The 24,613-nt window shown below is 55.1% G+C and carries 22 protein-coding genes, 1 tRNA gene and 1 pseudogene; 9 read left to right on the plus strand and 15 right to left on the minus strand.

The genetic code is table 11. The annotated features are described in order from the left end of the window. Positions 1 to 323, minus strand: a pseudogene (locus H6G53_RS01905) (photosystem II q(b) protein); the annotation flags it as partial. A gap of 148 nt (positions 324 to 471) precedes the next feature. Between H6G53_RS01905 and cofG the strand changes: the two are divergent. The 4 genes from cofG to H6G53_RS01925 all read left to right on the plus strand — a co-directional run bounded on the left by cofG (position 472) and on the right by H6G53_RS01925 (position 7,790). Continuing rightward, complete coding sequence (gene cofG / locus H6G53_RS01910; protein ID WP_190530769.1) at positions 472 to 1,614, plus strand: 7,8-didemethyl-8-hydroxy-5-deazariboflavin synthase subunit CofG; 1,143 nt, start codon at positions 472 to 474, stop codon at positions 1,612 to 1,614. 42 nt (positions 1,615 to 1,656) lie between these two features. Further along, positions 1,657 to 2,787, plus strand: coding sequence for a GNAT family N-acetyltransferase (locus H6G53_RS01915; protein WP_099532635.1), 1,131 nt, complete (start codon positions 1,657 to 1,659; stop codon positions 2,785 to 2,787). A gap of 437 nt (positions 2,788 to 3,224) precedes the next feature. Next, a complete protein-coding gene (gene cimA, locus H6G53_RS01920) occupies positions 3,225 to 4,901 on the plus strand; it encodes a citramalate synthase (protein ID WP_190530770.1) in 1,677 nt (558 codons plus the stop codon). Positions 4,902 to 5,369: 468 nt separating this feature from the next. Next, positions 5,370 to 7,790 carry a CHASE4 domain-containing protein gene (locus H6G53_RS01925; protein ID WP_190530771.1) on the plus strand — a complete coding sequence of 807 codons (2,421 nt, stop codon included), beginning with the start codon at positions 5,370 to 5,372 and terminating at the stop codon, positions 7,788 to 7,790. Positions 7,791 to 7,891: 101 nt separating this feature from the next. Here the strand turns inward: H6G53_RS01925 and H6G53_RS01930 are convergent, their stop codons facing one another. Further along, positions 7,892 to 8,650 carry an ABC transporter permease gene (locus tag H6G53_RS01930; RefSeq protein ID WP_190530772.1) on the minus strand — a complete coding sequence of 253 codons (759 nt, stop codon included), beginning with the start codon at positions 8,648 to 8,650 and terminating at the stop codon, positions 7,892 to 7,894. A gap of 1,144 nt (positions 8,651 to 9,794) precedes the next feature. Between H6G53_RS01930 and H6G53_RS01935 the strand changes: the two genes are divergently transcribed. Both H6G53_RS01935 and H6G53_RS01940 read left to right on the plus strand, forming a co-directional pair. Continuing rightward, a complete protein-coding gene (locus H6G53_RS01935; RefSeq protein WP_190530773.1) occupies positions 9,795 to 12,260 on the plus strand; it encodes an ATP-binding protein in 2,466 nt (821 codons plus the stop codon). 53 nt (positions 12,261 to 12,313) lie between these two features. Beyond that, the gene (locus H6G53_RS01940; protein ID WP_190530774.1) at positions 12,314 to 12,463 is read left to right on the plus strand and encodes a hypothetical protein; all 150 of its coding nucleotides are present in this window, start codon (positions 12,314 to 12,316) and stop codon (positions 12,461 to 12,463) included. Positions 12,464 to 12,531: 68 nt separating this feature from the next. Here the strand turns inward: H6G53_RS01940 and H6G53_RS19110 are convergent, their stop codons facing one another. The 8 genes from H6G53_RS19110 to H6G53_RS01975 form a co-directional block, all read right to left on the minus strand. Then, positions 12,532 to 12,687, minus strand: coding sequence for a type II toxin-antitoxin system RelE/ParE family toxin (locus tag H6G53_RS19110; protein ID WP_347343076.1), 156 nt, complete (start codon positions 12,685 to 12,687; stop codon positions 12,532 to 12,534). Next, positions 12,635 to 12,796 (minus strand): type II toxin-antitoxin system RelE/ParE family toxin, encoded by a 162-nt coding sequence (locus H6G53_RS18630; protein WP_242030675.1) that lies wholly within the window; start codon positions 12,794 to 12,796, stop codon positions 12,635 to 12,637. Before H6G53_RS18630 ends, H6G53_RS19110 begins: the two co-directional genes overlap by 53 nt. Continuing rightward, positions 12,793 to 13,026, minus strand: a complete 234-nt coding sequence (locus H6G53_RS01950; RefSeq protein WP_190530775.1) for a hypothetical protein — start codon at positions 13,024 to 13,026, stop codon at positions 12,793 to 12,795. The genes H6G53_RS18630 and H6G53_RS01950 overlap by 4 nt, the downstream gene beginning before the upstream one ends. 117 nt (positions 13,027 to 13,143) lie before the next feature. Next, positions 13,144 to 15,645, minus strand: coding sequence for a tetratricopeptide repeat protein (locus H6G53_RS01955; RefSeq protein WP_199309098.1), 2,502 nt, complete (start codon positions 15,643 to 15,645; stop codon positions 13,144 to 13,146). A gap of 24 nt (positions 15,646 to 15,669) precedes the next feature. After that, complete coding sequence (locus tag H6G53_RS01960; RefSeq protein WP_190530776.1) at positions 15,670 to 15,948, minus strand: DUF2442 domain-containing protein; 279 nt, start codon at positions 15,946 to 15,948, stop codon at positions 15,670 to 15,672. 11 nt (positions 15,949 to 15,959) lie between these two features. Continuing rightward, the gene (locus H6G53_RS01965; protein ID WP_190530777.1) at positions 15,960 to 16,220 is read right to left on the minus strand and encodes a DUF4160 domain-containing protein; all 261 of its coding nucleotides are present in this window, start codon (positions 16,218 to 16,220) and stop codon (positions 15,960 to 15,962) included. Between the two features lie 21 nt (positions 16,221 to 16,241). Further along, a complete protein-coding gene (locus H6G53_RS01970) occupies positions 16,242 to 16,421 on the minus strand; it encodes a DUF2283 domain-containing protein (RefSeq protein ID WP_190530778.1) in 180 nt (59 codons plus the stop codon). Between the two features lie 100 nt (positions 16,422 to 16,521). Further along, the gene (locus tag H6G53_RS01975) at positions 16,522 to 16,932 is read right to left on the minus strand and encodes a hypothetical protein (protein WP_190530779.1); all 411 of its coding nucleotides are present in this window, start codon (positions 16,930 to 16,932) and stop codon (positions 16,522 to 16,524) included. Between the two features lie 143 nt (positions 16,933 to 17,075). On the opposite strand from H6G53_RS01975, the gene H6G53_RS01980 reads away from it, so the two are divergent. Next, a complete protein-coding gene (locus H6G53_RS01980) occupies positions 17,076 to 17,531 on the plus strand; it encodes an SRPBCC family protein (RefSeq protein WP_099533463.1) in 456 nt (151 codons plus the stop codon). 73 nt (positions 17,532 to 17,604) lie between these two features. Here the strand turns inward: H6G53_RS01980 and H6G53_RS01985 are convergent, their stop codons facing one another. Beyond that, positions 17,605 to 18,015, minus strand: a complete 411-nt coding sequence (locus H6G53_RS01985) for a hypothetical protein (protein WP_190530780.1) — start codon at positions 18,013 to 18,015, stop codon at positions 17,605 to 17,607. A 95-nt stretch (positions 18,016 to 18,110) separates the two neighbouring features. On the opposite strand from H6G53_RS01985, the gene hslO reads away from it, so the two are divergent. Together hslO and H6G53_RS01995 are read left to right on the plus strand one after the other, a co-directional pair. Then, positions 18,111 to 19,013, plus strand: a complete 903-nt coding sequence (gene hslO / locus H6G53_RS01990; protein ID WP_099533461.1) for an Hsp33 family molecular chaperone HslO — start codon at positions 18,111 to 18,113, stop codon at positions 19,011 to 19,013. An 87-nt stretch (positions 19,014 to 19,100) separates the two neighbouring features. Next, a tRNA-Ala gene (locus H6G53_RS01995) sits at positions 19,101 to 19,173 on the plus strand. A 435-nt stretch (positions 19,174 to 19,608) separates the two neighbouring features. Here the strand turns inward: H6G53_RS01995 and H6G53_RS02000 are convergent. The 4 genes from H6G53_RS02000 to uvrC form a co-directional block, all read right to left on the minus strand. Then, positions 19,609 to 20,745, minus strand: coding sequence for a hypothetical protein (locus tag H6G53_RS02000; protein WP_099533460.1), 1,137 nt, complete (start codon positions 20,743 to 20,745; stop codon positions 19,609 to 19,611). Positions 20,746 to 21,013: 268 nt separating this feature from the next. Continuing rightward, the gene (locus H6G53_RS02005) at positions 21,014 to 21,565 is read right to left on the minus strand and encodes a GNAT family N-acetyltransferase (protein ID WP_190530781.1); all 552 of its coding nucleotides are present in this window, start codon (positions 21,563 to 21,565) and stop codon (positions 21,014 to 21,016) included. Between the two features lie 39 nt (positions 21,566 to 21,604). Continuing rightward, positions 21,605 to 21,979: an STAS domain-containing protein gene (locus H6G53_RS02010; RefSeq protein WP_190353592.1), complete on the minus strand. Its 375-nt coding sequence runs from the start codon at positions 21,977 to 21,979 to the stop codon at positions 21,605 to 21,607. 431 nt (positions 21,980 to 22,410) lie between these two features. Further along, positions 22,411 to 24,498, minus strand: a complete 2,088-nt coding sequence (gene uvrC, locus H6G53_RS02015; protein WP_190530782.1) for an excinuclease ABC subunit UvrC — start codon at positions 24,496 to 24,498, stop codon at positions 22,411 to 22,413. Positions 24,499 to 24,613: the final 115 nt, after the last annotated feature.

The following is a 24,613-nucleotide window of genomic DNA, read 5'->3' on the forward strand; positions in this document are numbered from 1 at the left end:
TTGTACAGCCACTCATCCAAGGAAGCAGCTTCCCAGATGGGGTAGAAGTGCAAACCGATGGCGTTCGACGAGGGGATCACAGCACCAGAGATGATGTTGTTCCCGTACAGCAACGAACCAGCCACGGGTTCGCGAATGCCGTCGATGTCAACCGGGGGAGCGCCGATGAAAGCGATAACGTAGCAGATGGTGGCAGCCAGCAGGGTGGGGATCATCAGGACACCGAACCAGCCCACGTACAGGCGGTTGTTGGTGCTGGTTACCCACTCGCAGAACTGATCCCACACGGAAGCGCCTTGGCGCTGTTGCAGGGTTGCAGTCATGGTTGGATGAATTGCTTTGTAGAAGAATGATTTGGCGGGTTTTGTTTCCCACGTGAATATAGATTAACTGCTGTGTTTAGTTTTGTAAAGAGGTTTTGACGATGATTTACACAAATTCCATTTTCCTTAACGTTTGAGGTCAAGGGCCATGGCCGATCGCACAGAGGCGGATTGCCGTACCCGTCAGCCTTTGGGGTCTCTGGTAACCTACAGCGCTGCCTACACGCTGGTTCCCACCTATGAATGTTTCAACCGCTGTCAGTACTGTAATTTTCGGGTGGAGCCGGGGGCCGATCGCTGGCTGGGCCTGGCAGAAGCAACAGTTAAGCTTCGATCACTCACCAATCCATTGCGGGATTGTTACAAACCACAATCGGGGCAATTCCCGATCGCCCCGACCAGCCCCCCCAGCTCCGGGCCGATTGAGATTCTGATTCTGAGTGGGGAGGTGCATCCCCGCAGTCCCCGACGATCGGCCTGGATTCGGCGCATTGAGTCCCTCTGTCGGTTGGCACTGCTGGAAGGGTTTTTGCCCCATGCCAATGTGGGGCCGCTCAATCGCGAAGAGATGGCTTATCTGAAAGCGGTGAATGTTTCGATGGGCTTAATGATTGAGCAGGTGAGTCCTGCCCTAGCCCAAACCGTCCATCGCCACGCCCCCAGCAAGGATCCATCCCGACGGTTGGCGCAACTGGCCCAAGCGGGAGAGTTACAGATTCCCTTCACCACGGGTCTATTAATTGGGATTGGCGAAACCGAGGCCGATCGCCTGGACAGCTTGCGAGCGATCGGGCAGATTCATCGCCAGTACGGCCACATTCAAGAAGTGATCGTGCAACCCCACAGCCCCGGTCGGGATCAAGTCTGGGAAGGGGAAGCCTGTTCGGCGGCCCTGTTGCTGGAAACGGTGGCGATCGCCCGGGAACTGTTGCCACCGGAAATTGCGATTCAAGTGCCGCCCAATCTATTGAAAACAGCGGAATTGCTGCAACGGGCGATCGAACTGGGGGCAAGCGACCTGGGGGGAATTTGCCCGATCGATGAGGTGAACCCCACCTATGAACACCCGAGCCTGGCCCAACTCACCGATTGGGTGGCCGCAGCGGGCGGGCAACTGCGCCCCCGGTTACCGATTTACCCCGCCTTTGACGACTGGTTAAGCGATCCAATGCGATCGCTCGTGCAAAGCTGGCGCGATTTCCTCGGTTCCTCTCCAGATTCGCGAGATTTCCCCGAGCGATTTGACCCGAAACCAGGGCCTACAATGCAGAAGTTAATCAGCCGGCCCTAAGTCCGGTGTTCACGCCCGTTCCCATCGTCTGGTCTTGCTGCTATGTGTGCTTTGGAAATTCGTCCCGTCAATACGCCGGCTGATTTGGAACAGTTTTTAGATGTGCCCGATCGGGTCTATCACCAGGATCCCTATTGGGTTGCCCCCCTACGCAGCAGCATCGCTCGGCAATTGTCACCGGAGAATTCATTCCGCACCTATGGCCAATTACAAGCTTTTGTGGCCTTGAATCCTGAACCGGTGGGGCGGATTGTGGCCACGGTGAATCAACGATTGGTGGAAAAGGAAGGGGAAGCGATCGGGCTGTTTGGCTATTTTGAAACCATCAATGATTTCAGTGTGGCCCAAGGGTTGTTTACGGCTGCTGAAACTTGGTTAAAAGCACAGGGCATGACCAAAGTTCGCGGCCCCATTGATCTGTCTACCCACAATAATTGCTTGATGCTGATTGATGGGTTTGATTCCCCACCCATGGTGATGATGCCCTACAACCCTTCTTACTATCCTGAATTGGTGGAGCAAGGAGGATTCAGCAAAGCAAAAGATGCCTATGCCTATGAATATCCGCTCGATCGCCCCTTACCCACTGAATTTGAAAAAGCCTATAAAATTGCCACCAAATCCGGCGTGAGCTTCCGCTCTATTGAAACCAAGGGTGAAGCCTTTGAGCGAGATGCCAGGATTTTATATCGTCTATTCACCGAAGCTTTTTCAGGAAATTGGAGTTCCACCCCACGCACCGAAGAAGAGTTTTTGGAAGAAGCGCGATCGCTCCAACAATTGGTTGATCCCGATGTGGTTTTGATTGCAGAAGTGGACGGCAAGGCGGTGGGATTTTTTATGGGCTTGCCAGACTACAACATCCCGCTCAAGGAAGTGAAAGGCAAGCTGAATTGGTGGGGAACGTTGAAGTTTCTTTGGTATCGGCGGCAAATCGATCGGGGACGGGTGGTTGCCATTTGTTCTTTGCCGGAATATCAACGCAAATTGGTTCCCTTGGCCTTGATTTATTTGGGGTTGCGAGCTTGTCAGCAAAAGGGCAAACCCTACCGCACCTCTGAGTTAGGTTGGGTTTACGAGGACAATTCCCGATCGCGCCGTTTGATCGAAGCGGCCGGCGGTAAAATCTACAAAACCTATCGCATTTATGAAAAGTTCCTATCTCTAGCCTAGGCAATCTCTGAGCAGTAACTTAGGGTACTTGCCAAGCACCAGTCATCATCGGGGCAAGGGGCTTAAGCCCCTTGTCGTCATCGATCAATGAGGCCTGCAGATATTGATCAGTAAGCCCCACAGGCATCGATCAATGAGGCCCGCAGGCATTGATCAGTAAGCCCCACAGGCATCGATCAATGAGGCCCCCAAGATAGCGGTTTTAGCTGTTCAGACATCCCTATTCAAGCTGGATTCAATCCGGGATTAAAACCCCTGAAAAACTTCACTCGCAATGCCCCAGAAAAGGCGCGATAATAGCATCATTGGCACTATTTCGCGCCTCTTCGCATGGCTGCCCAGTAAGTTCATGGGCCCTGAGCGATCGGCAATAGGCGATTCAGTTAATCGGCCATTTACTAGGCCCTTGATAGGCGATCGGTTTAGGCACTGCAACCATGGTTTTCTCCGCCCCCGCGCCGGATGCTGCACCCAGCAACGGCCCCGCCCAGCCCAGTTCTCACCAGGCAAGTCCTCAACTGTGGCTCTATGACACCACGTTGCGGGATGGGGCCCAGTCGGAAGGTCTCTCATTTTCCATTGAGGACAAGCTACGGATTGCCCGCAAGCTCGATCGCCTGCGAATTCCTTTCATTGAAGGGGGTTGGCCCGGGGCCAATCCCAAGGATGTGCAGTTTTTTTGGCAACTTCAGGAAGAACCGCTGGAATTTTCCGAGGTGGTGGCCTTTTGCTCAACCCGCCGACCGGGCATGAACGCCGAGGAAGATCCGCTCCTGAAGCCGATTTTGGCCGCTGGGACACGTTGGGTAGCCATTTTTGGGAAATCTTGGGACTTGCATGTGACCGAGGGCCTCAAAACCACCCTCGATGAAAACATCGCCATGATCCGCGACTCGATCGCCTTCCTAATCAGCCAAGGGCGACAGGTGATCTACGACGCGGAACATTGGTTTGACGGCTATTTGGCAAATCCCGACTACGCGATCGCCACCCTCAAGGCAGCCCACGAGGCCGGGGCCGCTTGGTTGGCCCTCTGTGACACCAATGGCGGCACACTGCCCCACGAGGTGGCTCGGATTGTGGCTGAGGTGCGGGAATGGCTGCCCGCGGCCCAATTGGGAATCCACACCCACAACGATTCCGGGACGGCGGTGGCCAACGCGATCGCCGCTGTCCAAGGGGGCGCAAGGATGGTGCAAGGCACGATCAATGGCTATGGCGAGCGCTGTGGCAATGCCAACCTCTGCACCCTGATTCCTAATTTGCAGTTGAAACTGGGGCTGAACTGCATTCCCGCCGCCCAGTTGGCGGAGTTGACGGCCACCAGTCGCTTTGTCAGTGAAGTGGCGAACTTGGCTCCGGACGATCGCGCGCCCTATGTGGGTTTGTCCGCCTTTGCCCACAAGGGCGGAATCCATGTCAGCGCCGTGGAACGCAATCCCCAAACCTATGAACATGTCTCGCCCGATCGGGTGGGAAACCAACGCCGAATCGTCATTTCCGATCAATCGGGTTTGAGCAACGTGTTGGCCAAGGCCCGCTCCTTTGGCTTAGATCTCGACAAACAAGACCCCGCCTGTCGGCAGATTTTACAAACCCTCAAAACCCTGGAAAATCAGGGCTATCAGTTCGAGGCCGCCGAAGCCAGTTTTGACCTGCTGATGCGAACGGCCCTCGGTCAGCGATCGAGCTTTTTTGTCCTGAAAGATTGCCGCGTTCACTACGACTTTGGTGAACCGAGCGATCGGGAATCCTTGGCCACCGTCAAGGTCACCGTGGGCGATCGCACCCTGTTGGAAGTGGCGGAAGGTAACGGCCCCGTGGCGGCCATGGATGCGGCCCTGCGGCGAGCGCTGGTGCAGTTTTATCCAGTGGTGGCTCAGTTCCACCTCACCGATTACAAGGTGCGAATTTTGGATGGCGGCGCGGGCACATCCGCCAAAACCAGAGTCCTGGTGGAATCCAGCGACGGCCACCAGCGTTGGACAACCGTAGGAGTCTCCGGCAACATTTTGGAAGCTTCCTATCAAGCCGTTGTGGAAGCGATCGAATATGGCCTGATTCTTCACGGTATTCAGACTTTGCAACCACTGCCCCTACCTTTGGAGGTCTAAAAAGTCACATCTTTGGCAACCCTATGCCACGGAGGTGTTGCGCCAAAGTGCCATTCTCGAAGCAGGATTTTAGGGCTAAGAAATAGAATTCCCGATCGCAAAAGCAAGGGTTCGATCATGAACCTTTGCTCATCTTTAGTGCCCCAGATTCCAGCAATCCTACGGATTTTCCCTGAACTTGCGCCCCCCTGAGACCACGTGGGGCCAACCGGAATCGGGGCTAATTTTCCGCCCTGGCCGCCCGCTGGGTCTGAGTCGCGGCCGCTCCCATGCCCACCCATCGGCTGGGCAATCTCCCTGGCAGTTTGCTCCCCAAGATATTTACCATTAATTCAAAAACGAGTTAACCCGAAAGAAAGTTATCTAAATTGGATCCCAGAGGAAAAAATTTAACAATAATTGAAGTTGCGACCCCTCTATTTGTGATAACTCTGAAGGAAAGATGGAAAAGGATCTTGAGGCAGTTCTGTGCTGAAATCAGCTTCGTCTGAAGGTGAGCAGGTGCGACGCGGCTTTCGGCAGCTCGTGGTGACCATTTTGTTGGTATCAGGGTTGCTTTACACGGGCGTGGCGAGTGTCCTGCTGAACACCATCACCAGCCTCGAACAAAGAACCATCGAAGAACATACCAACCGCTTTACTCGGTTACTTTACCGGCGATCGGCCCAGCTTTTGCCATCGGCCTGTGACTATGGCTATTGGGATGCAACCCATCAGTTTCTAAGGCAGCCCAATGAAGACTTTATTCGCAATAATTTTAGTCCAACCAATTATCAAAGTTTTGATTTAACCATCATGGGGGTGGTGGGTCGTGATGGCAAAATTCGCTATGCCCGAGAGCGACAAGTTTCGAATCAGTCCGGCAGCACCGCCAATGATCGCTACCATGAACCCTCCACAACCCTGACGTATTTTTTGCAATCCTTGCCGAAAGGATTTCAATCAAACCCAGACCAAAAGCGGCTGGCGGGTGTGGTAGCCATTGACAATGATTTATTAAGCATTGCCATTTGCAGCATTCCCAATCCTCAAAAACCAGATCAAGTGGATGGTTGGTTTGTGATGGGTCAGCGGCTGGATGCTCGGTTGCTTCAAGATTTAAGCCAATTGGTTCCGGGGGCTTTGGAAATTAAGGTCAGCCGCCATTCCAACAATTTGCCCCTCTATGGAGCCTTTGATTTTACGGGTCAAGCCAGACGAAATCAGCGCACCGAAGTAACTGATTCATCGCGCAATTTGGTGGGTTATCGCTACTTAGTGGATGTGTATGGCAAACCTAGTGCGATCGCCCGGGTCACCATTACGCGCACCCTACACCAACATAGTTTGTATGGACTCTTAAGCATTGGCGGCATTTTGGTGCTGCTCAGTTTGGGATTCATTAGCCTGGCTTGGCAGGCCCTGCAACAGGCTTTGCAGAACTTGGATGAGCGCGATCGAGCGGAGGCCGCCCTAATTGAATCGGCCACTCAAAATCTCGATCGGGAAACCTATCGCGCTCGCATCATGGAACTGGAGTTAATTCTTCAGGATTTGCGGGCTTCTCAGGCTCAGTTGATCCACAGCGCCAAGATGGAAAGCTTGGGCAAAATGGTGGCGGGCATTGCCCATGAAGTGAATAATCCCGTGAGCTTTATTCAGGGTAATTTGCGACACCTTAAAAAATATCAACAGGATCTTTGCGACCTAATACGGCTGTATCAAAAATATTATCCCGTTGCCTACGATGAAATTTTAGATCGTAGCCGAGAAGTGGATTTGGCTTTCATCTTAGAAGATAGCGATCGGGTCATTCAGTCCATCGATCGCGGAGCCGATCGGATCTATCGGATTGTGAATGCCCTACGCAATTTTTCGCGATTGGATGAATCGGATTTGAAATCGGTGGATCTCCATGCGGGCATTGACAGCACGATCGAACTCTTAGACCACGCCTTAGAAGAACGCTCATTCCGACCAGCGATTGCGATCGAGCGAGTCTATGGCGAATTACCCCTCGTTGAGTGTTATGCACGCCAGCTCAATCAAGTTTTTATGCATTTACTCATGAACTCGATCGACTCCCTCGACGAGACCATGAAAAAACACTATCAACGCATTCACGGAAAACCGGCAGACTCAGCCCCGAGCACCCCAACCACCGCTCCCGTCATTTTGGGGGCGGAGCCAGGAACCGAAATTGACCTTAGCAATTCAGAACCCATTGATGGAGGAAGTTATCGTTCACCGGTCTTGAAAACCTCCGCTGACCTACCCGCAAAGGCCCCCCGAAATTCCGGTCAACCAATGAGCCAATCAAAGCTGGAAAATGCGGGTATTGGCAACCTAAATTCTGAAAACGCTAGCACGAGCAATAATGCCAACAACACCAACAACAATCGCCGGAATCGAGGGGCTTCCTTTGCAGAGCAACTGAGATCCAAATTGCAAACCTTTGATGCTAATGGCTCAGGCTTTGAAGCGGCTAAAGCTCCATTACAACCCACCATCACAATTCGCACCAAAGTGGATTTAAACCGCTGGGTTTTGATTTCCATTGCTGACAATGGCTTAGGCATTGACAAACAAGTTCAATCGCGATTATTCGACCCCTTTTTCACAACCAAACCCGTTGGGCAAGGCGCTGGACTAGGGTTATTTATTAGCCATCAAATTATTACGCAGCATGGTGGACAACTTCGCTGCATCTCTGAGCCGGATCAAGGTAGTGAATTTATTATTTTGTTGCCCCTGAAGCAGATTCGCGAAACCAAACCCCAGGAGGAGTTGGCGATGAAGTTGCGATTTAACCAGCTTCAGCGGGGCTTGAGTCATAGTCATGATCGATCGCCCCATTTGGCTTCGGCTCCGGTAGTTTCTGGCACCGAGGAAGAAGCGTCCAAAGGTTAACCACGCCACGGGAACTCCGTCCCTATGTAGTCCGCCCCCGGGGGCAAGTTGGTACAAGGTGGCTCAATTCGGCCGAGCGTAATCGGCCTAGCACGATCGCTCTAGCGCAATCGTTGGGCGATCGGGTCAAAACACAAACGACCAGCCCCCCAGGCCACCACCAGCGCACCAACGGAGACAGCCAGCGCCGCCGCCACCATCACCAAGAGCTGCACCGACACAGCCATCAACGGATCCATGCCTGCCAGCAGGGCCCCACTCACCAGGCCTGGCAAAGTGAATAGTCCCGCGCTGGTGAAACCGTTCAAGGTGGGCACAAGGGCCGATCGCAGGGCGGCGCGACGATGGGGGGCGATCGCCTGTTGGGCCGTGGCCCCCAAACTCAATCGCTGTTCAATATCGTTGCGGTGCGATCGGGCCGCCATCATCACCTGTTCCCCCGCGATCGCCGCCCCATTGGCCGCCGCCCCCAACACCACAGCCCCCACGGGAACCCAAACCCGAGGCTCAAACCACTGCCCCGGCCGCAGCACCAACAGCACCACCGGCACACTGGCCAACAGTCCGGCCCCCAACAGCCCGCCCAACAGCCAGGGCAAGAGTTGGGGCCATCGTTGCCCCATCTGTTGGTGGGCGGAAACCACCGCCAGCCCCCACAATCCCCCCAGGGCGATCGCCAGGCTGCCCGGAGACGGAGCCGCCCAAACCAAGGCCAACAAACTGCCCACCGCCGTGAGTTGCAACAGGGCCCGCCCGATCGCCCGGCCCCAAGCCCGCGTCAGCCCCAAGCCTTGACTGGCACAGAGGCCCACTGTCCCCAACGCCAATCCTCCCAGCCACAACAAATCCACTGGTTCCATGAAAGAACCCAACTCAAAAAGACCTTAACGCCATCCTAAATCACGCATTAATTACGTATTTCTCCACAATTTCTCCACAATCCCTCCGCCATTACTACGTTGCCACCCTGTTGGGGCTGCGTAGTTGATCTGAAATTAATCTGAAATTAATCTGAAATTGATGTGCAATTAATACACCATCAATGCGTCATCAATGCGTCATCTAACGATCCTGATGCACCATTGCTACAAAATAAATCTGCAATTATCATGTCGTTAACCTAGGATTAATTGAGCCTCCAAGTTAGATTTTCTTGAATAATTGATCACAGTTATTGATTGCAATGATTAATTGTAATGTTTTATTTCATTTCAAAAAGTTTTGAACATTTCTTCTATTGAAAACTACATGAATAATTTTATGGATCTTGAGAACAATCTTGAAATTTAGTTGAAAAACCTCAAGAAAGTCACACTGACTACCCATTTCTTGAACAAGATTTTTGTCATGATTTCAGAATTTTTCATTCCTTAAGTGATCCGGATTGAATTTGGAAGAGCCAGATTTAATTACAGAATTAGAATCCAGAAACTTTTTAGATTAATTTCCTCGTAAATTGACTATCTTAGAATTACTCAAGTAGAGAACATTGATGCAAGATGGCTCCATCAGCCATTGGGCTTAGTGATCGTTGCTATTGCCCAAAGAGGCGACCACAGGGCATTTCTCATCTTTTTGGCGATTCTCTTTTGATGTTTTTGTCAATGCCCTTGGCCCTATTGAGTGTTGGCTACCAGGAAAGAAGGCATTTTTCGGCGGCTTTGGGTTGGGTGAGTGATTTCAAAATAATTCTCATTCCCTGGCCCCATTGAGAAAACCTCTAGTCAGGACGAGTTAGCGCACTGTTTCACTTTGACCCCGCATCTGCCGGAATCAAGTTCTGGATTAGTTGGCTGCCATTAAGCTTTCACTGCCGGGATGATCCCAGTCGTCAACGCCTCAAACAACGGTCAAATGTGTCATGACAATCTGAATAGTGTGGCTGAATTTGGTGATTGAGGTTGAACCGTTTATCCGTTACAGGCTGCCTGAATTTACGCAAATCTACGTCGAATTTGGGAGTTTCTGCCATCCCCTAGAACGCTGTCTGCCAGCGTACCGATCATGAGTGGCTCGTTTGCGCAATCACTGCAATGGACCTTGACGGCGGAGGGCTGTCAACAGGTGCGATCGCTGCTCTGGCAGTCAACGTTGGATTGTCTCCAGGAATTAGGGAATTTGCCGGAATCCGGGGCGATCGCCACAGAGGGGGACGCAACGATCGGGAAGCGACAGCAGCCCGCTTTTGCCCTGGTAACGGGGCCGGGGCTGGCTTGGTTGTTGACCATGGAGCGATCGAGCGAGGGCGAGACCCCAACCGGGATCGCAACGGAAGCGCCGGAATCATCGATGCGACGGGGGCGGGGCCGAGGCCACAAGGCCAATGGCCGCGGGCCGATCGAGGATCCAGCGGCCACCACTCACCAAACCCTACGCCAGGGTTTAGATCAAACCACGCTCCATCCGGGGATCTATCACCTGCGGCTGACGGACGATCGGCGGGCCATTCAGGCGCTAATGAAAGAACGGGGACTGTTGAAAGTGCCCCAGGGCTGGCATAAGGCCAATGCATCGCTGCAATCGGCGGTGTTGGTGCGGTGGCTGGCCACTTGGACGCAGACCCTGGCGGCTCCTTTGTTGACCCAGGCCCCGGCCCCTCGGCCCTCCCCAACCCGATTGGAGGGCGATCGCCACCTGATTGATTTGCTGGTGGGGATTGTTCAGGAACAGGAATTGCCCGTGGTGATTGACCGCGCCTTGCAAACTCTCTGCCAAGGCTTGCGGGTCGATCGAGCGTTGATCTACCAATTTCAGGCGCGGTTACAGTCCATTCGGCTCTGGCGACAGGCGGATCAGGCGGCGGGGCTGCCCTCCCCTTGGGACGATCCGAACTGGCAAATGACTCGCGATTGCGTGACCTACGAAGCGCGTTTGGACAACCAGGTGGGTTCGGTGCTCTATGAGGGGGCCGATCGCTGCTTTGTGGATGACTTTGAACCCCAATGGCGATCGCAAGAACAGGAAACTTGGATCGTCAACGATGGGGGGCGCGATCGGGCGGCGCGGGCCCAACTGGCCGTGCCAATTTTGGCTCCCATGCGCGGATCGGTGGGGTTATGGGGATTTTTGGTGCTCCATCAGTGCGATCGGGCCCGGCTTTGGACTCCCGAAGAAGTGAGCCTGGCCCAACAGATTGCCCAGGGCTTGGCCGTGGCCGTGCGGGCGGCTCACCTGGATGCCACCTTGCAGCAGCAGCAACAAACCCTCGGTCAGCAAATCAGCACCCAAACCAGGGTTTTGCAGGAAGCGCTGCTGGCCGCCAAATCGGCGGCCCGGGCCAAGAGTGAATTTTTAGCCACCATCAGCCACGAGCTGCGCACCCCCTTAACCTGCGTGATTGGCCTGTCGGCTACCCTGTTGCGCTGGTCTTTCGGGCAACTGAACCAAAAACAGCGTGACTATTTGCAAACCATCCACGACAGCGGCGAGCATTTGCTGAAGCTAATTGAAGACTTGCTGGAAATGTCGCAGGTGGAAGCCGGGCGCACCGTCTTGAACGTCAGCGATTTTTCAATTACCCAACTGGTGTACTCGGTGGTGAATGGCGAGCGGCCCCACGCCATTGAGCGCGGCATTGAACTGCTGTTGGAAGTGCAAATTTTGACCAAAGACGATCGCTTTTCGGCCGATTGTCATCGCGTGCGGCAAATTCTTAGCAATTTATTGGGCAATGCAATCAAGTTCACGCCCGAAGGTGGCCAAGCGATCGTCCGAGTTTGGCGCGAACAAGACCTGTTGATGTTGCAGGTAGAAGACACGGGCATCGGCATCCCTGAAGATTGGATCCCGCAACTCTTTGAGATGTTTCACCAGTTCGATCCGTCCTACGGGCGAGTCTATGACGGCTTGGGTTTGGGCTTGGCCCTGACCAAGCAGTTAGTGGATCTGCACAAGGGCTGGATTGAGGTGGATTCTTTGCCCGATCGGGGATCGACTTTCACGGTGGGAATTCCCTCCCAAGCCCCCGCCGCCGAGCAACCCACCGCTCCCAACGGAGAAGAACCGGTGGATTGGCGACCGTCGGGATCGGTGATTCTGATCGATGCCCAAGAGGAGCGGGCGATCGCCGTTTGTGAGCTGCTGATGGCGGCCGGCTACCAAGTGGTTTGGACTCCAGACGGGGCGATCGCCCTCTCCCAGCTAGACGTGTTGCAACCCCAGGTGGTGATCGTCAGTTTGCGGCTTCCGGGCATGGATGGCTGGGAAGTGGTGGCCGGATTGCGCCGCCAAGCGCCCCGAGTGCAAGTGCTGCTGTTGGGCGATCGCGCCGAGGCCTCACCGATTTTGGTCGATCATCCCAACCTGACAGTAGATGTGGTGCTGGGGGAAAAATTTGACCCGGAACGGCTTTTGCACGAGGTGAACACCCTGTCCCAAGCTGCCGCCCGCGCCATGCGCATGAACAGCCAAGCCACGGGCGTGATGACCCGTGCCCGATCGCCCCTCGCCGATCGCTCAAACGAGCGATAACCGACGATTGAGCGCGGCCCAACCGATCGGGGATTATCGTTGCTTCGGGATGGGTGGCGGTCAATCGACAAACCGTAGGGTATTTGGGAGAACGTTTTCGGGGTGACGGCTTGGTTGGCTTGTCTCCCACGCACCGCAGCCGCACCGCCATTGACGACCATTCCCACGAAGTCGTTGGGCCGCGATATTGCAGCGGTGCGTAGGGCATGAAGGAATTGTCGGGAATCAAGGGAGCGTTGCCTTACGCACCCTTGTATGAGTGGAAAAGCGCTCAGGATTCGTAGATGTCGCGGCGGTGGCCAATGCGATCGATTGTGATTACTCGAATGATGCGATCAACTTCATAAATAATGCGATAGTCGCCGACTCGGAGTTTATAGAAACCTGCGTAGGTTTGCGGAGAGGGGCAGGGGCTGAATTTGGGCAAAGTTATCAGCTAGCCATTGAATTTTGCTGACTACTCGTTTCTGAATTGTTTTGGGCAACTGTTCAAGGTCGATGACGGCTTGTGGGTCGTATTCAACCGAATAACTCATGGTTGGTCGAGTCCTAAACGGGCCATGACTTGTTCGGTGCTGAGGGGTGTTGTTTGACCCGATTGCCGCCGATCGCGCTGTTGCAAGAGTGCTTCGGCCAGGCCGGACTTGAGCGGTAAATTGGCTTCGGAGTCCGTGAGCATTTCTGCGAGGACTTCTTGGATGGTTTCCCGCAGCAAGCTTTTAAATAAATCCGTGAATTCTTCGATCGTTAAGTCTTTAATTTGCATGATTTTGCCTCCTCTAGGGCGATTGTAGCTGTTACCCCATGTCTAACAATTCCTTTGCTGAGATTGGTTGGGCTACAACATCATCTACGGGCGATCGAAATCGAAGAGGCGACGGAGCTAGCGCCGCCAGGCCCGCCACAGACGCACCCACCAAGATGAGCCGGATCGTTGTGGGCGGTGGTTAGGAGATGGCTCGCCGATTTGGGGAGCGCGGGGAATTTCGACGGAAATCACTTGCGTCAAGCCAGCCAGTAATTCTTCGCAGGTTGCGACTTCGTGATCGAGACCCAACTCGCGAAATAAATCCCGAGCAGATTCGTAGGCGGTTTTTGCTTCCCAGATTTTGCCAAGTTTGGCCCAGGCATCGCCCAAGCCCCACAGGGAGTTGGCTTCTCCTTGGCGATTACCGATCTCGCGTTTGATCGCTAGGGATTGCTTGTGAAAGTCGATCGCCCGCTGGTATTGCCCGAGGGAATAGTAGGCATTGCCCAGACCGCCCAGAGAGTTGGCCGTGAATTGACGATGTCCAACTTCGCGACAAATGACTAAAGCTTGCTCGTAAAAGTTAATCGCTCGCTGGTGCTGTCCGAGGGAATCGTAGGCATTGCCCAAATTGCATAGAGAGCCACCTTCTCCTGACCGATCACCGATCTCACGTTTGATGGTCAGGGATTGCTCGTGAAAGTCGATCGCCTGCTGGAATTGCCCGAGGGAATCGTAGGCATTGCCCAGACCGCACAGGGAGTTAGCTTCTCCTTGCCGATCGCCGATCTCGCGTTTGATGGCTAGGGATTGCTCGTGAAAGTCAATCGCCCGCTGGTATTGCCCGAGGGAATAGTAGGCATTGCCCAGGTTACCTAGGAAGGTGGCTTCTCCTTGGCGATCACCGATCTCGCGGACGATTGCCAGGGCTTGCTCTTGATAATCAATCGCTCGCTGGAATTGCCCGAGAGCACGGTAGGTATTGCCAATATTGGCCAGCGAGGCAGCTTCTCCTTGGCGATCACCGATCTTGCGAGCGATCACAAGGGATTGGTCGTAACAGTCGATTGCCTGTTGGAATTGACCCAGGGAATCGTAGGCATTGCCCAGACTGCCTAAGGAGTTGCCTTCTCCTCGCTGATCGCCAATCTCGCGGGCAATTGCCAGGGATTGGTCGTAACAGTCGATTGCCTGTTGGAATTGACCAAGGTAATAGTAGGCATTGCCCAGACCAACTAGGGAGTTGGCTTCTCCTCGCTGATCGCCGATCTCGCGGATAATTGCCAGGGATTGCTTGTAAACATTGAACGCCTGCTGGACTTGCCCGAGGGAATCGTAGGCATTGCCCAGATTGCCCAGGGAATTGGCTTCTCCTTGGCGATCACCCGTCAGCCTTGCCAGTTCGCCCTCATGATGCCAATCTTCGATGTAGTTGTTGATATCGGCTTTGGTTTGCCATTTACCCAAGCCCACATACCGCTGATCGTGATAGGCGATCGCGAATCGGTGGGCCTCAATCAAGTCCGGTTGTTGGCGCTGCACAAATTGCTGGACGATCGGTTGCCAACGATAGACAAATTGGCGCGGCGCATCGGGATCGGTCAGCGGCAAACAGTCTTGGATCAGGAACGATCGCCCCGCCAACTCCGGCAACAGGTTTGGGTAATCCTCCGTTTCAAACGCAAACGCCACCCGCAGCGCACAGAGCCGCCCCAACCAGTCCCGCAACTCCGGCGACAACCGCTCAAAACTCCACTGCAAAACCGTTTCCAGCGTCGCTTGCGGATCGTCTCGGTGTTGATCGGCGATCGCAAAGAAATCCGCCGGTAACTTCGACAAATGCGGATCTGCATCGCATTGCGTCACCAAAAAACCCGCCGCCAACCCCAAAATCAACGGGTAGCCATGCACCTGCGCCGAAAAAGCCCGCAACTCCGCCTCAGCGCCCCGAATTCCCCGATCCCGCAGGAAATTGGCTCCCTGCTCAATCGAAAAGCCCTCCGCCAAGTCGATCCGCCGTGTCCCCATCCCCGCCGGTAAGTCGCGACTGGTGAACAACACCCAACCCGCCGCCCCCCGGCACGATCGCCACTGTTCCCAAAACTCCCGATAGTCGGCGGGCAGCTCCCGCCCCTCCAGCACCGTTTCCAGGTTGTCCAGCACCCACAAACAGGGACTTTGCTGCAATTTCAGCAGCAACAGCCGCAACAATTCCGACTCCTCCAGCCGTTCCGCCTGCTCCTGGTTTGCCGCGCCAAACTGGACGATCGCCCGCCGCGCCACCTCCGCAAACCCCTGACCCCGCCCCAAATCCGTCCAGAGTCGCCCCGCCCAGGGTTCCGCTTTCTGGGGGCGATCGAACCATTGGGACGCGAGGGTGCTTTTGCCCGCCCCACCGGGCCCCACAATCACCGCCCAGCGATCGCCCTGCGACCGCCGCCACCCATCGAGCCGCGCCAACTCCGCCGTCCGCTCAATTTCACCGGTTGATCGCCCCGGCCGCAAATCCGACTGGTCGATCGGCCGATCAGGGCGAGTCCCCATGTAGACATCGCCATGAACGTCCCGCAGAACTTTGATGTCGGCATTGTCCCCCGCTTGGAGGTCAATCTCTTGGCGATCGTCCTGAGTAGCCAATGGGTCGGGTCTCCTGGCGGTCAATTACGCTTCAATCAAGGGGCGATCAAGGGCGATCGGCTCACCTGTGATGATCGAGTACAACACATCAGGATCGAGGTCGGCATCATTGGGCCAAGCGATCGAGCCGATGTCGGAATTCACACACACTTGCTCAAAAAAGTGGCGATCGGCTAAGGGTGCAAACACACCCTGAAAGGAAATTAATTGGGCTACATCAACTGTGCCAATCACTCCATCTTCAAAACCAATTTCTAAACAGAACTGATCTAGAACACGCACCGAAACAATATCAATAAGCATGGGTGGCTGACCTACTCTAGCGGATCAATCTTTTGCAAAGGCTTCTCTGAGCGAGCGTACAACCAATTTTCTTGTAGTTCTGCCTGGTGAGCTGCTGCCCATTCGACCACAAGACCTAGTACCCGAGGCGATAAATTCCCTTTAAGAACCGACAGCGTTTCGATCGAAACCAAGGCTCGCTGATTTCCATATCGCACATGAAAATGGGGCGGGCTGTGATCGTTATAAAACATTGTCACGGCGATACCAAAGAAGCGGCTGATTTCTGGCATTGAATCATTGTCTCCAGCTTATTAACGTCGATGGTTAAGATCGATTTTTCGAGATGCGTTTAACCATTCGATCGCTACAATCTCCCCATCTTCGCCATAGCTGACAATAAGACCGCCCGGTTCAGCAGTTGCTTCGATTGGTGATGAATCGTTCAAAATCCATACCAGCACATCTGCCTCGGGGTCATAGCGAATTTGCATCATTTCTGTCCTGTTTGGCGACATCTTGCGGGTCAGATGCCTGCGCATTGAGAGATCAATGCTCTATAGCGCAGGCTTCTAGCCTCCCGATTTCAACGGTTTAAAAACTAACGTTGCCGCCATTGGTATGAATATCGCGAACCACTTTCACGGTACTGTTTGCGCCGGTTTGAATGTTGACTCCAGCGCGATCGGCCTGTTGTTGGGTTTGGGATTGGGCTTGTTGCACTAGGGGGTGCAATTCTTGGGCCATCGCCCGGACTTCCTCCGCAAAGGGCGGATCGTTCACCAATTCCGCATCGAGAATCACCACCGCTTGAACATCGATCGCCCCCGTCGGTGTTTCCGGTAGGGCGGGCAGTTCCGGGCGGCGGGCCAGGCGATCTCGGATTTTGCGCCAGAGGGTTTGCAGCTTGGGCAGGGCCGCTTCGGTCAGTTTTCCGGCTCCGGCGGCGATGAAGCCATCCACGACCATTTCCAGCAACTGAGCGGCGGTTAATTCAATCAGCATAGATTTGTGAGCAGGGCGATCGACCCTTTTAATCTAGCCCTTGCAACCGGATCAAGGCGATCGCCACGACCGAGAGCCAGAGTGCTATCGTAGGCATCGGTTGAGCGTTTCACCGGGCGATCGCAACAGCCCGCCAATTCCCCATGACCGACTGGCTCGAACACAGCGTTCAAGTAGAAGTTCCGGTTCCGATCGAGCATGTGTGGAGCCTTTGGTCTGACCTAGAACAAATGCCCCGCTGGATGAAATGGATTGATTCGGTGCATATTTCCGATGCGGATCCGGAAATTTCCATTTGGCAGTTTGCTTCGGGAAATTTCCGGTTTGATTGGAAGTCGCGAATTGTGCGGCTGGTGGATAACCAAATTATTCAGTGGGAATCGATCGACGGGTTGCCCAACCGGGGAGCCGTGCGGTTTTACGATCGCAAGGGCAGCAGCATCGTGCGCATGAGCATCGCCTATGACATTCCGGGGATCGTTGGGCAGTTGATGGATCGGCTGTTTTTGGGGCGGATTGTGGAATCGACGCTACAAGCAGATTTGGAGCGCTTCCGGGTCTATGCCGAACAGTCCTTGCAACAAACGGGCCCCACTTAAAGCCGTTGTTGGGGCGATCGGGACTGGCGCAACCGGCGTTTGGGGGGCACTGAGCATGGAGCAATCAACGGCTCTAGGTGGCCATGCCCGATCGCACGGTGTTGTTCTGGCGGCTGAGATAGGCCTTCAGGCGCAACAAACTGGTCACATGGCCTAACCGCAAGGGCAAAATCGAGATCCCTTCAACGCGCGATTGCAGCCATCCATCGCCCCAATGCCATTCGTGGTGGCCATCGATCGCCCCGGCCAGAATGAGCGAGAGGCCCCGATCGTTTGCCCACTGAACATGATGCTGAATTTCCAGGGGCCCTAGCCAACTGGTGTAGGTCGTGCCGGTGACCAGGCGATCGGGCAAATTTGCCGAAAACCGCTGGGGGCCAATCCAATGGGGCCATTCGCTAGGGCGCAGAATGCTATCGCCAATTAGGGTTGCGGAAGCTTCGAGTTCAATGCGCAACTGGGCTTGTTGAAATGTGCCGAACATAGGCTTTGGGGTTCCGTAGGTTGTGCCGTGATTTGGACAGATCCAATGGATACAATGAATTAATAACGCAGGTTAAGAAATGTAAGGGTTTTGTCATGGGCGATCGTCTAATCCGAGCCACTGCCGCCGATGGGGGTATCCGCGCGGTGGGAGCCATCACCACCCGTTTGACCGACGAAGCCCGCGCCAGGCACAACCTATCCTACGTAGCCACCGCTGCATTGGGTCGCACCATGACGGCCGGCTTGCTGCTGGCTGCCAACATGAAGCGCACGGAAGCTCGCGTCAATTTGCGCTTTCGGGGTGATGGGCCCTTGGGCGTGGTGATGGCGGATGCGGGCTGTGATGGCACGGCTCGGGGCTATGTGGGTAATCCTAGTGTGGAGTTGCCACCCAATGCCAAGGGCAAGCTCGATGTGGGCGGGGCGATCGGGAAAGGCTACCTCTACGCTGTGCGTGATTTTGGCTATGGCTATCCCTATTCCAGCACCACGGAAATTGTGTCCGGGGAAGTGGCTGAGGATGTGACGCATTACTTGGCGAATTCTGAACAAACGCCTTCGGCTCTTTCCTTGGGGGTGTTTGTGGAGCCAGACGGAGTGACGGCGGCCGGGGGATTGCTGATTCAGGTCATGCCGCAGGCCTCGATCGAGGATTCGGCCCTGGCGCTGTTGGAAAGCCGCATTGAAGCTCTTCAAGGGTTCACCCCACTCTTGCGGAGCGGCAAGTCTTTGCCCGAGATCCTGCAAGATCTGTTGGGGGATATGGGGTTGGAAATTTTCCCGGAAGTGCAAATGTTGCGATTCCACTGTGGTTGCACCAATGAGCGTGTGCTGCGGGCCCTGAAGACGTTGGGCGAAGATGAACTTCGGGACATGATTGTCAAGGACGGCGGCGCAGAGGCCACCTGCCATTTCTGTAATTCGGTCTATCAAACGGATGTTTCAGGCTTGGAGCAACTGATCCAAGAATTACGGGCCGAGGCGGCGAATTCCTAGATCAACGCCATCGGGGCAACTTTTTTCCGCAGGGGGCTTGCATCTCTCGGAAAATTTGCTAAACTTGGTTTCGCCGCACAACGGCGCGGGGGTTTAGCTCAGTTGGTAGAGCGCCTGCTTTGCAAGCAGGATGTCAGCGGTTCGAGTCCGCTAACCTCCACTTAGATCCCAACAAATTAAAACAACTTAAACCTTGGAAGCCATGGCAGTATTCTTAGCGTGGTCTTCGGGGCTAGCTAGTAGCGCGACAGGCATAATGCATTAGGTCAAAGTTGCAGGGCTAGTCGTGGTAACAAGGGGCTTAAGCCCCTTGCTGCCTAACGATCAGGTGACGGTAACAGTCATATAGTCTGACCCAGTGAATTAAGGCAGCCGCGCTACTAGAGTTTGGTTGATGGCTCTCGCCCTTGATTGCGCTGGGCTGGCTCTAGTGGGCTGTGGCGATCGGTTGGGGACATGAAACCAGCCCGCAAACCACCGCCATCGATCGGGGCCAAGAGCCAAATTGACCGGCCCCGATCGGGCTAATTGTCCATTGGAACGGTGTTGCTGAGAGGGTTGGGTCTCAATGCGCCGGTCTGGATGTTATTTGCGATTATTTGCGATCGATCCAAACCTTCAGCGCTTCGAGTTGCAAACCATCACCCCGCAGACCGCAGAACTCGCCACCACTCAGCACATTGGAGTTGCCATAGCGGGCAAAGTGTCCTTGGTAGAAGAGTTGATAGCGATCGGCTTCGGGGCCCGTCAGCTCGATCGTGAATCCTTCTAGGCGGCGACTTTCGCGGCGGGATCCGACATATTCCCCTTCACCCACCCAAGCCGTGTCACCGGTGCTTTGCAGGTGACCCATGTAGCGGATGCCCAAACCGGGAATCGGTTGCTTAAAGCGAATTTGCATCCCTTCGATGGCGCGAGATTCGCCGATGGTTCCAGCAAATTCCCGATCGCTGAAGGTGCGATCGCCAATGCCGCCGATGTGTACCATCACTTCCAATGCCACCGTGCCAACTGTCGAAGCCGTGGCCCCAAAAATTACATCATTGGCTTGTAAAGGTGCGACCGTTTGGGTGTTGGGGGCTTCGCGGGGAGCGGGGGCCGCTTGACCACCCACTTGCAGCTTGCCTCGGGACGCGGCCACGGCCAGCGATCGACCAAAGGAGCGGGCCACGGTGTCTTCCAGTTGCACCCAGCGATCGTCATCTAGGCGATCGGCTTCTTCCAACAGGGTCAAAAGGGCACAAAGGGGATGATTGCCCTTCACCAAGGAGATGGCCACCTGGGGCAAATTCGTGGGCACAGCGGTGGCCACTAGGCCGCGCACCTGTCGCGCTTGGGTTTGGCAATCTTCGAGGGCCCCTTGGGCATCGCTGCTGCCGCTGTAGCGAATGGACAGCAGGCGATCGAGCATGGCCAGCGCCTGTTGTTGAACCGCTTCCGGCGATCCAATGGGCATCAAGGAGCGAATAAAGGCTTCCAGTTCCCGCACAGAAACCAAGTTGGCCGGAATGGCTCCCCCTGTTAAACCCGCTTCCTTGGCTAGGGCGATCGCGCGATCGCGTAGGGTTTCAAACACTTGTTGATAGCGGGCAGCTTCCTGGAGCAGACCGGCACTGGGTGGCGTACCCAAATTGGTTAACTCACCGGCCGCCAGGGAAAGCCGGGTCCCCAAGCTGTTGTAGCTACTGGCGAGGGCGCTCAACTCTTGCAGCAGGGTGTCGAGGGCGAGCATAGGAAATTCAGTTTGAAGGGATTGAGTTAGTTGAATGGACTCCTGGGCAATGGTTTGGGGTATGCACAATTGGGGCGTGACTGACGATTCGGCATCTGTGATTCATCGTCTGTGATTCAGCATCCGTGATTCAGCATTCGCGAATCTTCGATCCCCAACCCGATCGATCTGATGCGATCAATCAGGCCAATTGTGCTGGATTAACCAAGCCTAGTGGAGCCAACGATAACCATACCACCGGCTCTAATCGGCCAATGAATTAATGAATTTATGAGTTTGTGTATAGGTTTTTGGAAATTGAGTTTGTGGCACTGGGTTGATGGGCGGTAATGGGCCCACGGGCGATCGGTTTGCAGTAGAGACGATCGCACCGTGGCGTTTCAACCCCTTGGGTTAATTGATAGCCGCTGGTTTCATACAATTGCACGGCCGTTGCAAGGACGCTGGCGGTTTCCAACCAAGCAATCTGGAAGCCACGCCTAGCCGCAGCTTGCTCCAGTTGTTGCAACAGCCAGCGCCCCAAACCCTGACCACGGGCCAATGGAAGCAGATACATTTTGCGGATCTCAACCGCGCGATCGCCTCGGTCGATCGGATAGTAGGCTCCAGTGCCTACGAGCTGCGACCCTTGATAGATCACCCAAAATTCTCCCCCGGTCGCAAGATAACAATCTTCCACGGCCAGGACATCTCGATCGGCCCCTGTCGGTTCCCAAGGCAGACCATACTCCGTCAGCACAGTACGGATCACAGTTGCGGCAGCCGCCCGATCGCGAGGTTGCCAATCCTGAATCCGAAACCCCTTAAACACTGCTTCCATGGCATCTAACAGGCAGGATTCCAACCCAAGCGGTTTCCACTAAGCCGCCAAGGGATTAAAAGTCGGCTCCAGGGTCTGTTGTTCCCAAGCGGCCAATGCCGCCGCTTGCGATTCGTAGATGGGAAACACCCGATCGAGCTGAGCAATTTCAAACACCATCCGCACCGGATCCGAGGGCGCACAGAAGAGCAGCGCTCCACCCTGCTGTCGAGCCAATTTGAAACCAGCAATGAATGCCGAAAGACCGGAACTGTCGATTGAACTCACCTGAGATAAATCCAGCAACCAAACCGGGGCGGAAGTGTCCGTAGCGCTAACTTCCTGGGCCAGTTGCTCAAATTGTTGACGCAGATCGGCGCTGCTGTGGGTGTCGCAGCGACCTTGGAGTTCGAGTACATGAGGGCTGTACATCATGGGCACCATAAACCTTCCTAGAGAGCGAGCATTAACAACCGGCTCGGGGCCGGCCCCGTATTTCGAGCCACGGGTCTATTCTGCTAATTGGAGGAGAGTGGAGGTGCGGCGGCGATCGCCCTAATAGGGTAATCGCGATCGCAAGTTACACGGGGCTAACTGGACTACCAAATGGGGCGCACCCCCGATCGTTGCCCGTTACCAAGGCTATTTTGTCAAGAGAGCGGCCCGGCACACCCTGGACAAGGTTCGGAGATTACGACCTGAGACGGGCGGTGATGGTTCCAGCCGCTGCTCCTCGATCGGGCTGTTGGCTCAGGGAGTCAAGGGGCTGAAACGTTGCGATCGACCCAGTTTTCTGTTGATGAACCCCAGCGTGGCCCCCTGAGCCAGGTTGCGCCCGCCGCTGGGCGATCGGCTAAAGGCGGCAATCACGAAACTGTGCCGGTCAAATCACTCGGATGAAAGTACTCATAAATTTGTTGGGCCAAGCGGGGGCCAACGCCGGGGACTTCCTGTAACTGGGTGGGTGTAGCCTCGCGGATGTAGTCGATCGAGCGGAAGTGGGCTAACAGTTGCTTTTGGCGATGGTGTCCCAAGCCGGGAATCTCTTCGAGGCGTGATCGCCGCATTCGTTCCGTGCGTTTTTGGCGGTGGAAACTGACCGCAAATCGGTGAGCCTCGTCCCGCAAACGGCGCACCAACTGCACTCCCGGCTGCTCTGGATCCGTGCGTAGGGGCTGGGATTCTTCGGGCAAAAAGATTTCCTCGCGTTTTTTAGCCAGGCTCACCACCCGCAGCTCATCCAACAAATCCAGATCCCGCAACACGGCAACCACCGCCGACAGTTGCCCCTTGCCTCCATCAATCACAACCAAATCTGGCCAATCTTGGGTTTGACGCTCACGTCCACCCAAAACGCTCAGCGCCGCATTGGGTGCGCTACGGGGTTGGTAATCGCGGAATCGCCGCCGAATGGTTTCCGCCAAGCTGGCGAAGTCATCGGAGTGGCCGGGGCCAATTTCAGGGTTCCGAATTTTGTAATGACGGTAATGTTGCTTGGCAGGCAAGCCATCCACAAACACCACCCGCGAGGCCACCGCATCGGATCCCTGGATGTGGGAAATGTCATAGCACTCAATCCAACGGGGCAGATCGGGCAAGTCCAAGAGATCTGCCAGATCCTGGAGGGCGGCTTGGTTTCGATCGCTGCTGCGTTGGGTACGGGCTAGCTCGTAGTCCGCGTTGCGGGCCACCAGAGCAATCAAGTCCGCTTTCAGTTGCCGTTGAGGGGCCTCGATCGCCACCTTGCGGCCCCGGCGTTCACTCAGCCAGTCCGCTAGCCAAGGCCCGTCGGGCAATTCGTACTGCACCAAGATCTCCGCCGGAATTTCAACGGATTCCACGGTGCTGTAGTGCTCTTCGAGGGCCTGTTGCAAAATTCGCCCCAAAACGCTGGGGGCAATGGCTGGGGCCATAACTGGTGGAATAGCGGCTTCGGTTTCGGCAGCAACTTCGGTCGCGGCTGGGGCGATCGCTTCGGTGACAACGGGCGATCGGGATTCGGGTGTTATGGGGGCCGTGGTGGTCGGTGCAGGAATTTCCGCCACAAAACCCAACCGCCCCACCAGCCGCCCGGCCCGAATTTGGAACAGTTGAATGCAAGCATGGCGATCGCTCGTGGCCAGGGCGATCGCATCGCGAGAAACCCGATCGTTTGGCAGCTCCACCTTGCGATCGGTCCCCAACTGTTCCAAGCCTCGCAGTCGATCGCGCAACTGAGCAGCCAGCTCAAAATTCAGTTCCTCTGCTGCGGCAATCATCTGCTGCTGGAGTTGCTCCATCAACTCGCCCGATCGTCCCTGAAACACCATGGCCACCTTCTGCACCGTTTGGCGGTAATGCGCTGGTGTAATCAAACCCTGACAAACACCCGGGCAGCGGCCAATGTCGTAGTTCAAGCAGGGGCGATCTCGAAACAAAGGCTTTGGCCGTTGCCGCAAGGGAAACAAACGCTTCACCAGCCGCAAAGTTTCCCGCAAGGCCCGCGCATCGGTGTAGGGGCCGTAGTAGCGATCGCCGGGTTGGCTCAGCTTGCGTTTGCGGGTAATGAACAGCCGAGGATAATCCTCCGACCAAGTAATGCAGAGATAGGGATATTTCTTGTCATCCTTCAGCAGCGTGTTGAAGTGGGGTTGATGCTGCCGAATCAGGTTGGCCTCCAAGGCCAGGGCTTCCGATTCCGTATCGGTAACGATGAATTCAATCTCCGCCACCTGCCGCACCATCAGTTCCAGGCGCGGACTGTGCAGTTGCTCCCCGATCGGCTTGTTGGACTGACCCTGAAACGGCCGGAAGTAAGAGCGAACCCGCGATCGGAGGCTTTTGGACTTGCCTATATAAAGGATGCGATCGCGATCATCCTTCATGAAATAAACCCCCGGCTCCCGAGGCAACTCGGCCAAGCGGGTCACCAAACGGGGGTGATCGTGAATGAGCAACCGTTGATTAACGCCCATGCTGACCCGAATTTCATCAAAATCATCCCACCCCTGTACAATGCCCCATAACCTGAGCCACGATCTCCACCACCTCTCCCAATTTTCCCGTGAATCTTGGGGAACCCATTGGAGA

The sequence above is a fragment of the Limnothrix sp. FACHB-406 genome (assembly GCF_014698235.1).
Classification (GTDB): Bacteria; Cyanobacteriota; Cyanobacteriia; order CACIAM-69d; family CACIAM-69d; genus CACIAM-69d.